The organism is Leifsonia poae (assembly GCF_020009625.1).
Lineage (GTDB): Bacteria > Actinomycetota > Actinomycetes > Actinomycetales > Microbacteriaceae > Leifsonia > Leifsonia poae_A.
Genome location: NZ_JAIHLP010000002.1, coordinates 455,520 through 466,509, shown reverse-complemented (window position 1 = coordinate 466,509; position 10,990 = coordinate 455,520). Strand labels below are relative to the sequence as shown.

The following is a 10,990-nucleotide window of genomic DNA, read 5'->3' as shown; positions in this document are numbered from 1 at the left end:
GTGTGGGCGCTGTCGCTGGGCAGAGGAGCGGCCCTGTTCGTCCACACGTTCATCGCGTTCGTGCTGGCCGTCGCATCCTTTCTCGGCCCGGTACTCCTCAACGTGTTCCAGACCGACAAATAGGGTTGGAGGTGTGTCGGTAGCTGAGTCTGATGAGGATGTTGTCGCCGATTGGACGCTGATCGGTACGGATTCGGAGCTGTTGGACGGCCAGGAGAACCAGCCACAGCCACCACGGGTGACACTCGCGAAGGTCGCCGCACAGGCGACTACGAGGGCGCCTGAACCGAACGAAAGTGCTTTCCGCCGCCCCGTGGCGTTGATGGCGCGGCGAACGTCGCGGCGGAAGAAGTCGCGGAGCCCCACCGGCAGCTGCCGCCCGACTACTCAAGGCTCCCGATGACACCAGGCCCGATCAGCATCTCTTCGCAATTCCCGTGGTAGTGGGCGCGCTGAGAGTTCACCATGATCGACGCCGTGTTCAGCCCACACAGCAGCACCAGCAACACCGGTGTAGCCACCGGCCTGCGTGATGGTCGGTCTGCTGCACCGCGGGGGAGCACCCGGGAGCCCCAGGAGCCTCTGGAACCTTTGGCGCCTCTGGAGACGACGAACGGGCCGGCAGAACTGCCGACCCGTTCGTGACGCGCCCGAGGGCTCGAAGCGTTCCGCGATCAGGCGGTCGCTGCGTCGGTCGCTTTCAGCACCTCGCGGCCGAACGTGAACGCCCGGATGATGCCCACGATGCCCAAGACGATCAATGCGATCGCTGCGAAGATCACCAGGAAGACTGCGGACGATGCGGGGACGACCAGGACGACGATACCGGCGATGATGCTGAGGATGCCGTAGGTGATCGCCCAGCCACGCGACGACGCGCGGCTCGATTCGGCCAGTGTGATGACACCCTCGATGATCCAGCCGATCCCGATGAACGCGACAGCGAAGATCGCCAAGGTGACGGCGGCAGCGGCGGAGTTGCGCCAAACGATGATGCCGGCGAGGACCAGCAGCACCCCGAGGATGATGTTGAGCGTGCGAATGCCCCCGGTGATGCCCTTGCTGAAGATCCCCAGCGCGAGCCGCATCACGCCGGCGACGACGAAGTAGATGCCGAGGACGATGGCGAGACCGATGAGGGTCTTGCCGGGCCAGACCAGAAGAATGATCCCGAGGACCAGCGCGACGAGCCCGCTGATACCGAGCGCGGCGCGGACCCCGTTGATCGCGGACCTGGTGAGGTTCTTGGCGTCGAGCGAGAAGTCGTGGAAGACTTCGCCGACCGGATCAGTGGACGTCATGGAATGACCTTTCCCTAGGGGCCGCTGCACGTGCGGCCGTGCTGCCGACATTAGCGGGGTAATGCCGCCCGTCCGTAGAGCGGTGCGGCGTTTCTCGGGCCCGGTCAGCGCCGGTAGGTGGGGCGACCTTCTCGGAGGGTCAGCTCCACGCGCCAGGAGAGCTCCAGGCCGGCGAAGGCCGCGTTCTGCGAGTGGGAGAGATGCTTCGCCGTGTCGACGCGTTCAGCGGGTCTGTGACTGAGCACGGTCAGCGTCGCCGGAGCACCTGGAGCGAGGTCGGCCGGCAGGCGACCGGTCAGTCCTCCGATACGAATGGGCTGGCGGACAAGTGCATCGACCACGCGGTTCCAATCGGTCACCCCGCTGTCGTCGCTGAGGGCGGCGATCACCGCGGCGGCGGCGGTCTCCAAACCGGTGAGGCCGAAGGCGGCGTCTGGCCAGGGGAGCGCTTTCGTGGCGACCGGATGCGGAGCGTGGTCCGTGCCGACGGCGTCGATCACGCCGCTGCGCAGCCCCTTCCGGAGGGCAGCGACATCGTCGCTGCTGCGAAGGGGCGGATTCACTTTCAGCCGTGCCCCGGAGCCGAGCGCGTCGTCGTCGGTGAGATGCAGATGGTGCGGCGTGACCTCACCGGTGACGGGGAGTCCTTCGAGCTTCGCCTGAGCGAGAAGCTCAACGGTCTCCCTCGTCGAGATGTGGCAGATATGCAGGCGTGCGCCGGTCGCCCTGACGATCGCGATGTCGCGCGCGACGATCTCGGCTTCGCCGCGGTTCGGCCAGCCGACCGCACCGGCGGCCTGCGCCACCCGTTCGTTGATCACTCCGGCCCCGACGATGCCCGGATGCTGGGCATGCTGGGCGAAGACCGCATCCGTTCGTGCGATCCGTGTCAGGAGATCGAGCATCACGTCGTCGTCCGCGACGCATTTGCCATCGTCTGAGAACATCGTGACGCCGGCGGCGGTGAGGCGCTCCACCTCGACGATCTGCCGGCCGCCGAGCCCGACGGTCGCCGCAGCGACGACATGCACCGCTGCGGCCCTCCCTTCGGCTCGGCGGCGCACATCGAGCACACGCGCGACGGTGTCGGTCACCGGGTCGGTGTTGGCCATCGCAAACACATCGGTGAAACCGCCCGCGGCGGCCGCCGCTGTTCCACTGGCGATCGTCTCGGAGCCCTCACCACCGGGTTCGCGCAGATGGGAGTGCAGATCGACGAGACCGGGTAGTGCGACGCGCGGCGGGCGCGCCGTCTGTGCCGTTGGGGGAAGATCGACGATCTCGTCGCCTTCGATGACGATGTCTCGCGCGGTGCCGACGCCCAAGATCAGGACGTTCTCGATCCTCACGCGGTGGCCGCCAGAGGGGAGACGGCGTCGAAGACCGGTCCGTCGACGCAGACGAGCGGCCCCTCACGGTTCGCATCAGTAGGGATCGGGGCAGCGCATCCGTGGCAATAGCCGATCCCGCACGCCATGTGGGCCTCCAACGAGACCTGCACGCGACTGCCCCAGCGTTCACCGAGTCGCAGGGCGAGATCCAGCAGCCTCTGGGAACCGCACACCATGATCGTGTCGGGAGGCGATGCCGCGAAGCGGGCGAGCAGGTCTCGTTCGATGCGGATAACGGCGCTCGAGCCGTCCTCGTCGGCGACGGCGATCGCGGCCGCACCGAGTTCGGTGCAATCGTCTCCGCCGATAACGGACTCGAGGCGATGGGCGCTGAGCACAGCTGTCGTCTCGATTCCGCGTGCGACCGCATCCTCGGCGGCTCCCATGACCGCACCAACCCCGATACCCCGGCCCATCAAGAGGAGGTTGGCGGCGTCGTCGGACAGCTCGAAGCCGCGCCCGAGGGGACCGGTGACAGTGACGAAGTCGCCGACCGCGAGCTCGGCCAGCACGGCTGTGCCCCGGCCGAGTACAGCGAACACGATCTCGATCTCGCCGGCCTCAGGTCGGCGCCGATGGATCGCCATCGGGCGCGGTAGGACGACCTCCATCCCGTCGCCGATCGTGATCATCACGAACTGGCCGGCCAGTGCCGCGGCGGCGATGGCCGGGCTCCGCAGAGCGATGCGGTGGTAGCGGTCGCCGATCGTGCGGTGGGAGGTGACCTCGGCATGATCCCAGAGCGGTTCGGGTCGGTCGGCCGCTTGTGGAGGGCGCACCTTCACGATGTCGCCGAGGCGCCCGACGCCGTCAGCGCTCATCGTCGGCGTCCAGTCGAAGGAGTGTTGAGAGGAGGACACGGGTGCCCACGGCGAGCTCGCCGATGTCGGTGAACTCTTCGGGCACATGGCTGACGCCACCCCGGCTGGGTACGAAGATCATGCCGGTGGGCGTGACGCGGTTGATCTGCTGACTGTCGTGGCTCGCACCGCTGGGCAGGATGCGATATTCGACCTCGCCCTCTCCGGCGGCTGCGAGGGTGTGCGCCGCCACCCACGACGGCAACACGACGGGAGAGGTGTCGCCGAGGAGCGCGATCTGGGCCGGGGTATCGGCGCGGGCGGCGATGCGGGAGATCTCGGCGACGAGGGCGTCCGCTGTACGCCGCTGCCGGTCGTTGTCGATGTCGCGTACGTCGATCGAGAAGGTCACCTCGCCGGGGATGGTGGTGATGGAGCCGGGGCGCACCTGCATCGTGCCCACAGTGATCCTCGTGCCGTGGTGGTGCGGATCACGCGCGAGCTCGTCGCAGGCGAGCACGCAGCGGGAGGCGGTCACGAGTGCATCCCGACGCAGATGCATCGGAGTGCCGCCGGTGTGCGAGGCCTGACCCTCGATCGTGACGAGAAGACGGGTGCTCCCCGAGATGGTGTCGACGACACCGACCGGCGCTCCCGACTCTTCGAGCACGCCGCCCTGCTCGATGTGGAGCTCGACGAACGCATGCCAGTCCTCCGGACGCCACCGGGCGTCCGCGAGCCGCTCGACGTCGAGCCCGACGGCGGTCATGGCCTCCGCCATCGTCACACCGTCGGCATCGCTGAGCGTTCGCACATCGGCCGCCGAGGTGAGACCGGCGACGATACGGCTTCCGTTGCAGGCCTGACCGAAGCGGGCGCCCTCTTCGGCGGCGAAGGCGACGAAACGCCATGGGCGCTGGTGAGCGATGCCACCTTCGACCATGACCTGAGCGACCTCCATCGCTGCGACCACCCCGGCGATGCCGTCGAACCGGCCGCCCTGCGGGACACTGTCGAGGTGGCTGCCGGTGCCGATGGCCGGCACGGGAGTCGCGGGGTCGTCGCCGGCGAGTTCGGCGATGGTGTTACCGGCGGCATCCGTGTGCACCGTGAGGCCGAGCGCGCTCATCTCGCTGATGAACAGCCGGTGTGCCTCCCTTTCCAGGGCGGAGTATGCGAGACGGGTCACTCCGGGGCCGGGATCGGAGAGCCGGGCGAAGTCATCGATCCGGCGGGCGATCCTGGCGTCCTGAACAGCGTCGACGAGCGGTGGGATGGCGTGCTGCATGGAACTCCAGTCGAAGGGGAGGCTCAGTCGAGCCCGGTGAAACGGATGCCCTCGGGCTCGGAGAAGCTCGCGGTGGCGACGAGCGCCTGTCCCCGCCCCTCCAGAAGGACACGCAGGGGCTCCTGCGGTTTGTTGAAGTCGAAGTCGGTGGCGACGAGCAGCACCCGGCGGCCGTTGTTCGCGTTCAATTCGGGGGAGAGAGTGATCAGTCCGAGCTCCAGCTCGGCCGAACTCCGCGGAACGCCGAGGGCGGAGGCGACGACGTGCGCGAGTACGGCTTCGTCCGGGGTCCACCAGCTGATGACGGCCGTGATACCGGCGTCGCGGACCCGATCGGCGATCGCGCCACCGATCGCGTCGACCGAGACCGGGTGCGACGAGAGGTCGTACCAGCTGGAGCCGTCGGCCTCGCGGACGGTCACGGAGGCGACGAGTGAGGCGAGATCGGGGGAGGTTGTCATGAGCTTTTCCTTTCGGTGACGAGCGTTTGATGTCTACCAGTGAACCGGAAGAGGGCGGTCTTCGCAGGATCGTCTCGTCGATCGTCGAGATCGACGACGGCGAGGTTCTGCAGAATGACAGCACCGGAGGCGTTCGCTGCGCCGAGCGCATCCTCACCCTGCCTGACCGCATTGACCACCGCCACGCGCTCGCCACGGTGGAGGTCGCCGAAACGGGTGCTCCCGGCCTCTGCCACATACGGGATCCCCGTGGCGAGGGCGACCGCGCTGCCGAGGGCCTGTGCACCCGGGCCGACGGCGAGGATGCGGTCGATGTCGTCACGAAGCTCGGCGCTCAGCGCGTCGGCGATCCGACGGAGGATGGAGGGCCGGGACATCCAGGTCGAGATCGAGGCAGGAACGGAGGCGGCGTTCCAGGTGGCGCTGAGATCCTGGGAGAGCTCGTCGAGCTGCTCGATCGGGTCTCGTCGAATCATGCCGTCGCGGAGAAAACTCATCGGCTGCCTTTCCCGAGGGCGGCGACATCTGCGTGACGTTCGATGACATCGGCCACTTCCGTCTCGGTCCGTTCGCGGCGGGCGCCGCTGAAGCCGAGGTTGGCGGAGAGGCGTTCCGCTGTGCTGAGCACCTCGATCGCCGCGTGTGCCCGGCTCTCGGGCGACTGCATCCTCGCGGAAGCCGCCGCGAGCGTCACGGCGTACTCCACACGCCCGCTGGCATCGAACACGGGGGCGCCGACGGCCCAGACGTTGTCGTCGAGCTCGTTGTCGCAGATGTCGAAGCCGCGCTCGCGGATGAGGCTGAGGTGATCGATGAGGTCGCTGGCGTCGCGAGGAGAACTCTCGATGAACGGGTCGCGGGGGGCGCTGCTGAGGAGCGCCTCGACGAGCACGGGGTCGCGGTAGGCGAGGATGGCGCGGGCCGAGGCCGCGGCACGCAGCGGCATCTCCTGGCCGACGCGCACGAACAATCGCAGATGGTGAGGGGACTCGACGAGAGCCACGCAGACGACCTTGCTGTCGATGAGCTGGGTGAGGAACACCGTCTCCCGCGTGGCCGAGCCGAGATCGATCAGGGGCGCCGGAGGCTCGACGAGATGGGCGGTGTAGTCGGCGGTGCGGCCCAGCCGATGCGCCGACGGGCCGAGGGTGAACCGTTTCGTCGCCGGTGAGCGGCTGACGAAGTCCTCGTGCTCGAGCGTGGCGACGATGCGGTACATGCTGGCGAGGGGAATGCCGAGCTTGAGATGCACCTGATGCAGCGTGAGGCCGTGCGGGTTCTCGGCCAGGCAGGTCAACACGGACAACGCCCGCACCACCACCTGCATGGGTTTCTCATTCGGTTCGACTTGCGTCATTTCTTCCCCCTTGGCTCAGAGACGTGTGCCCCCAGTTTCGGGGAAAGAACGGAGAGTCGGCGAGCGATTTCGACCATCACCCACGGCCGGGCGAAATTGGCCGTCCCGATCTGCACCGCTGCTGCGCCGAGCGAGAGGTAGTCCAGTGCGTCTTCTGCAGTCTGGATGCCACCGCATGCCACCACCGGAATTGCGACGGAGCGAGCCGAGAGCCACACGAGGCGCGAGACGATCGGCCGGATGTTCGGACCGGTCAGCCCTCCGATCGTGTTGCCGATCGCGGGACGCCGGGTGCGGGGGTCGATCGCGAGGACGGGGATCGAGTTAGACACGCAGATCGCATCGGCGCCGGCGGCTTCCGCGGCGCGGGCGCAGTCGGCGACCGAGGACATCATGGCCGGGAGCTTCACGATCAGGGGTTTGGTGGTGGCGGCCCGCGCCGCACCGACGGCGCTCTCGATGGCCGATGGATCGCTACCGATGTCGGTGCCTTCGCTGTCGAGGTTCGGGCAGGAGACGTTCAGCTCGTAAGCGGTTCCTGCCCCGTCGAGCTCACGGATGATGTCCGCGTACTCGGGGGTGCGATGACCTCCGACGCTGATGACGACGGGAACACCCAGTTCCTCGTACCGCGGGTGGAGGCGTCGCAGGTATCCCGCGGGACCTTCGCTCGGGATGCCGACGCTGTTCACCATGCCGGCGGCGAGCTCTGTGAGACGGTGTGCCGGATTTCCGCCGCGAGGTTCGGCGAAGACGGTCTTGGTGACGACGGCACCGAGCTCCTCGACCGGGATGAGCCGACCGAGCTCGGGGCCGAAACAGCCGGATGCGGGCATCACCGGGTTCGCGAACCGTACGCCGCCGATCGTCACCGACAGATCGACCGCATCCGTCGGCGTCCCGGCGGCGGCGAAGAAGTCGCTTCGGCTGCTGCGGAACTCGGCTGTCATCGTCATTCGAACCGCTTCGTCGTTCGTCGTTCGATGGCTCCGACCAGAAGGTAGAGCACGACGCCGAGCAGAGCGAGGAGCCCGAGCGTCACGAGGACGAGCCTGATGTCGTCGTTGTCCTGCCCTTGCTTCTCGAGATAGCCGAGCCCGGCTCGAGCGCCGATGAACTCGCCGATGACGGCGGCGGTGACGCCTTGGAGCAGTCCGAGCTTCACACCGGCGGCGAGAGCCGGCACGCTGTACGGGAACTCGATTTGGAAGGCGCGACGGAGGGGCCCCATCCCGGTGATCTTCGCGAGGTCGCGGACGGTCGACGGGATGGACTCGAGCCTGGCCAGCATGTTGATCAGCACCGGGTAGACGACGACCAGTGCGACGAGGGTGATCTTGGAGCCGATGCCGAGACCGACCCAGAGGATGATCAGGGGTGCGATCGAGATCTTCGGAGTGACTTGAGCGACAACGATGAGGGGCATGAGGGCACGCCGGATCCATCCGACGTGGTGGAAGGTCATGGCCAGCACGATGCCGATCACGATCCCGATCACGGCGCCCTGCAGCACCTCGGCGATGGTCTGCGCGATGTGGATCTGGATGGCACCGGCGCTGAAGAGTTCGACCGCCCTCTGCCAGGTGGCACCCGGGGTCGGCAGTACATAGGCCGGGACGCCACTGAACGTGGCGATCGCCCACCAGACGAGCACGCCCCCGGCCAGGGCGGCCCCTCCGACGAGGAGGGGCCGGACCCGGTCGAACGTGGTGTTACTTGAGCGCATCGGGCTCCACCACCAGAGTTTTCGCCGAATAGCTCGAGTCGATCAGCTTGTAGTCGGCCTGCGCGTCGATCGCCTTCTGCCAACGGCTGAGGTCACCGTAGCCGAGGCCGTGCTTGTCGGTCTCGGCCGACTGCCAGAGGTCTTTGATGTAGACGTCCTTCACGACGTTCGTCACGGCGTCTTCTTGGCCGTTGAACGTCTGCGCGTACTTGGCGATCGCATCCTTCACCGCGGCGGCCGGGTTTGCGATGACGTACTCGAGTCCCTTGTCGAGCGCGGCGTCGAAGCCCTTCACCGCGGCCGGGTTGCTCTTCCGGAAGGACGGGCTGGTGACAAGGACGTTGCCGAACGACGGGAGGTACTTGTCGCTCAGGATCTGGCCGACCGGGAAGCCGGCGGACTGCAGAGCGAAGTAGCGCAGACGGGAGAAGACGATCGCGTCGACCTGTCCCGACTGGAGGGCCTGCACGATCGCGCCGGTGCCAATGGTCTTCACGGTGACGTCGTTCACGGTGAGACCGGCCGACTTGAGAATCGCCTGGAGCTGAATGTAGTTCGGGCTTCCCAGATCGGTGACCGCGATGGTCTTGCCCTTGAGGTCGGCGGGCCCGGTGATTCCGGACGTGTCCTTGTTGAAGAGGACGGCTCCGATGCCCTGCTGGTATGTCGTGTGCACGACGTCGACGTCGACACCCTTGCCTTTCGCAGTGACGACGGAGTCGCCGTTGGGGAAGCCGAACTGAACGTTGCCGGCGGCGACGTTCTGCAGGATGTCGGAACCCTGGGCATAGGTGAATGAGACGTTGAGGCCGTTGTCGGCGAAGTATCCCTTGTCGGCCGCTTCATAGAGCGGTGCGTAGTAGGGAACGGCCGATCCGTCGATCTGGATCGTCACATCGGTGACCTTGCCGGAACCGCTTGTGGCGGTGCCGCCACTGGCCGCCGAGTCGGCGGGGGAGCAGGCTGCCAACGCCGTGAGGACGACGGTCGCGCCGGCCAGGGAGGCCAGAACGCGTTTGGTGCGTGAGCTGATTGTCATGGGCTCTTTCCTGAGGTAGTGGTGCAACGGGGGATTGCTATCTGGCCGACCGCCACTTGAGCAGTCGACGTTCGGCGAGAGACACCGCGCCGAAACCGAGGAGTCCGACGGCGACGGTCAGGATGACGGCCGCGAAAAGCATCGGAGTGTTGTAGGAGCTGTTGCCGAGGACCATGAGGAAGCCGAGGCCCTGCTGTGCAGAGATGAACTCGGCGAGGAACGCTCCCGTCATGGCGTCGACGATCGCGATCTTGGCGCCGGAGAGCAGATCGGGCATCGCACCCGGGATCTGGACCGTTCTGAAATAGCGCCATTTGCCCATCGCCAGCAACTGGGCGAGCGTGCGAACGTCGGGCGAGATCGAGGAGAGCCCGAGCTGCATGGCGACCATCATCGGGAAGAAGGTCAGCATCAGGATGAGCGCCAGCTGGGATTCGAGCCCCAGACCGAACCACAGGACCAGCAATGGAGCGATGGCGATCTTCGGCGCCGATTGGAGGATGACGATGTACGGTGCAGCGATCTCGCTCGCCCAGCGGGAGGCCCAGAGGAGGTACCCGAGCGCGACGCCGATCAGGATTCCGCTGACGAAGCCGAGCAGGATGTTGCGAATGGTGTACCCGAGGTTGCCCCAGAGCTGTCCGTTCGTCGCCATCTCTCCGAGTGACTTCGCCACCGATTCGGGCGACGGAAGGAGGTACGACGGCACGTTGGCCAGGTGCACGTAGAGCGCCCAGGTTCCGATGATCACGACGAGGTAGATCAGTGTCGTCAGAACTTGCCGACGGGCACGGGGAAAGCGGAGTCTCGACTCGAACTCGATTTGGTCTTTGCCGGCGACGGTGGCGGAAGTCACTCGAGCTCACCTCGGAGCACGCCGGTGAAGCGGGCGAACTCGGGCGTCTCGCGGATGCTCGAATCGCGTTCGCGGGAGAGAGGCACCGTGTGCACCGCGCGGATTCGCCCCGGACGGGCACTCAGCACGACGACGCGATCAGCAAGGTAAGCGGCTTCTTCGACGCTGTGCGTGACGATCACGATCGTCTTGGAGGTTCGCTCCCAGATCTTGAGCAGTTCGTCTTGCAGCGAGTCGCGTGTGATCGCGTCCAGGGCGCCGAACGGCTCGTCCATCAGCAGGATGCGCGGGTCATAGGCGAGCGCCCGGGCGATCGCGACACGCTGGCGCATCCCGCCGGAGAGCTCGGAGGGGTAGGACTCGGCGAAGTCGCTCAGGCCGACGAGCTCGATCAGTTCGAGCGAGCGTCGCTTGATCTCGCTCTTCGAGTTCCCTTTGCCTTCGAGCCCGAGGCCGACGTTCCTCAGCACTGATCGCCAGGGGAGGAGGGCGGGCTCCTGGAAGACGAAGCCGATGTCTTGGCCGCGCTTCGGAGGCACGTCCCAACTCAGCTCGCCGGTGAAGGCCGTGTCGAGCCCGGCGATCATCCTCAGCAGCGTCGACTTGCCGCAACCGCTCGGGCCGATGAGGGCGATGATCTCGCGGTCTGCTATCTCGAACGACACATCGTCGAGCGCGGTGACGGTGCCGCCTTGCGCGGTGTCGTAGACCTTGGTGATGCCGTTGGCGGCAAGAAAGGTGGTCATGAAGAACCTCGTTGTTTCCGTGTGA

At 66.8% G+C, this 10,990-nt stretch carries 13 protein-coding genes; 1 reads left to right on the top strand and 12 read right to left on the bottom strand.

Going from position 1 to position 10,990, the window contains the following annotated elements; genetic code table 11:
- On the top strand, positions 1-123 hold the full coding sequence (locus K5L49_RS19965) for a hypothetical protein (protein ID WP_263298804.1): 123 nt from the start codon (positions 1-3) through the stop codon (positions 121-123).
- 551 nt (positions 124-674) lie between these two features.
- Here the strand turns inward: K5L49_RS19965 and K5L49_RS02930 are convergent.
- From K5L49_RS02930 to K5L49_RS02875, 12 genes are all read right to left on the bottom strand, one after another.
- Positions 675-1,301, bottom strand: a complete 627-nt coding sequence (locus K5L49_RS02930) for an HdeD family acid-resistance protein (RefSeq protein WP_223690525.1) — start codon at positions 1,299-1,301, stop codon at positions 675-677.
- Positions 1,302-1,405: 104 nt separating this feature from the next.
- Positions 1,406-2,650, bottom strand: coding sequence for a dihydroorotase (locus K5L49_RS02925; RefSeq protein ID WP_223690524.1), 1,245 nt, complete (start codon positions 2,648-2,650; stop codon positions 1,406-1,408).
- Entirely contained in the window at positions 2,647-3,513 is an 867-nt protein-coding gene (locus tag K5L49_RS02920; protein ID WP_223690523.1) for an iron-sulfur cluster-binding protein, read from the bottom strand. Before K5L49_RS02920 ends, K5L49_RS02925 begins: the two co-directional genes overlap by 4 nt.
- On the bottom strand, positions 3,503-4,780 hold the full coding sequence (locus K5L49_RS02915) for a Zn-dependent hydrolase (protein ID WP_223690522.1): 1,278 nt from the start codon (positions 4,778-4,780) through the stop codon (positions 3,503-3,505). Before K5L49_RS02915 ends, K5L49_RS02920 begins: the two co-directional genes overlap by 11 nt.
- 23 nt (positions 4,781-4,803) lie before the next feature.
- Entirely contained in the window at positions 4,804-5,241 is a 438-nt protein-coding gene (locus K5L49_RS02910) for a hypothetical protein (protein WP_223690521.1), read from the bottom strand.
- Positions 5,238-5,738 carry a hypothetical protein gene (locus K5L49_RS02905; protein ID WP_223690520.1) on the bottom strand — a complete coding sequence of 167 codons (501 nt, stop codon included), beginning with the start codon at positions 5,736-5,738 and terminating at the stop codon, positions 5,238-5,240. The genes K5L49_RS02910 and K5L49_RS02905 overlap by 4 nt, the downstream gene beginning before the upstream one ends.
- Positions 5,735-6,598 (bottom strand): IclR family transcriptional regulator, encoded by an 864-nt coding sequence (locus tag K5L49_RS02900; RefSeq protein WP_223690519.1) that lies wholly within the window; start codon positions 6,596-6,598, stop codon positions 5,735-5,737. Before K5L49_RS02900 ends, K5L49_RS02905 begins: the two co-directional genes overlap by 4 nt.
- Positions 6,595-7,554, bottom strand: coding sequence for a dihydroorotate dehydrogenase (locus K5L49_RS02895; RefSeq protein ID WP_223690518.1), 960 nt, complete (start codon positions 7,552-7,554; stop codon positions 6,595-6,597). The genes K5L49_RS02900 and K5L49_RS02895 overlap by 4 nt, the downstream gene beginning before the upstream one ends.
- Positions 7,551-8,324 (bottom strand): ABC transporter permease, encoded by a 774-nt coding sequence (locus tag K5L49_RS02890; protein ID WP_223690517.1) that lies wholly within the window; start codon positions 8,322-8,324, stop codon positions 7,551-7,553. The genes K5L49_RS02895 and K5L49_RS02890 overlap by 4 nt, the downstream gene beginning before the upstream one ends.
- Positions 8,311-9,363, bottom strand: coding sequence for an ABC transporter substrate-binding protein (locus K5L49_RS02885; protein ID WP_223690516.1), 1,053 nt, complete (start codon positions 9,361-9,363; stop codon positions 8,311-8,313). Before K5L49_RS02885 ends, K5L49_RS02890 begins: the two co-directional genes overlap by 14 nt.
- A 37-nt stretch (positions 9,364-9,400) precedes the next feature.
- On the bottom strand, positions 9,401-10,219 hold the full coding sequence (locus K5L49_RS02880; RefSeq protein WP_223690515.1) for an ABC transporter permease: 819 nt from the start codon (positions 10,217-10,219) through the stop codon (positions 9,401-9,403).
- Entirely contained in the window at positions 10,216-10,965 is a 750-nt protein-coding gene (locus tag K5L49_RS02875; protein ID WP_223690514.1) for an ABC transporter ATP-binding protein, read from the bottom strand. The genes K5L49_RS02880 and K5L49_RS02875 overlap by 4 nt, the downstream gene beginning before the upstream one ends.
- Positions 10,966-10,990 lie beyond the last annotated feature (25 nt).

Excerpts from the sequence above, each read along its gene's own strand:
- K5L49_RS02885 (WP_223690516.1), bottom strand. The coding sequence starts at position 9,363 with ATGACAATCAGCTCACGCACCAAACGCGTTCTGGCCTCCCTGGCCGGC.
- K5L49_RS02920 (WP_223690523.1), bottom strand. The coding sequence starts at position 3,513 with ATGAGCGCTGACGGCGTCGGGCGCCTCGGCGACATCGTGAAGGTGCGC.
- K5L49_RS02890 (WP_223690517.1), bottom strand. The coding sequence starts at position 8,324 with ATGCGCTCAAGTAACACCACGTTCGACCGGGTCCGGCCCCTCCTCGTC.
- K5L49_RS02915 (WP_223690522.1), bottom strand. The coding sequence starts at position 4,780 with ATGCAGCACGCCATCCCACCGCTCGTCGACGCTGTTCAGGACGCCAGG.
- K5L49_RS02930 (WP_223690525.1), bottom strand. The coding sequence starts at position 1,301 with ATGACGTCCACTGATCCGGTCGGCGAAGTCTTCCACGACTTCTCGCTC.
- K5L49_RS02905 (WP_223690520.1), bottom strand. The coding sequence starts at position 5,738 with ATGAGTTTTCTCCGCGACGGCATGATTCGACGAGACCCGATCGAGCAG.
- K5L49_RS02900 (WP_223690519.1), bottom strand. The coding sequence starts at position 6,598 with ATGACGCAAGTCGAACCGAATGAGAAACCCATGCAGGTGGTGGTGCGG.
- K5L49_RS02875 (WP_223690514.1), bottom strand. The coding sequence starts at position 10,965 with ATGACCACCTTTCTTGCCGCCAACGGCATCACCAAGGTCTACGACACC.
- K5L49_RS02910 (WP_223690521.1), bottom strand. The coding sequence starts at position 5,241 with ATGACAACCTCCCCCGATCTCGCCTCACTCGTCGCCTCCGTGACCGTC.
- K5L49_RS02895 (WP_223690518.1), bottom strand. The coding sequence starts at position 7,554 with ATGACGATGACAGCCGAGTTCCGCAGCAGCCGAAGCGACTTCTTCGCC.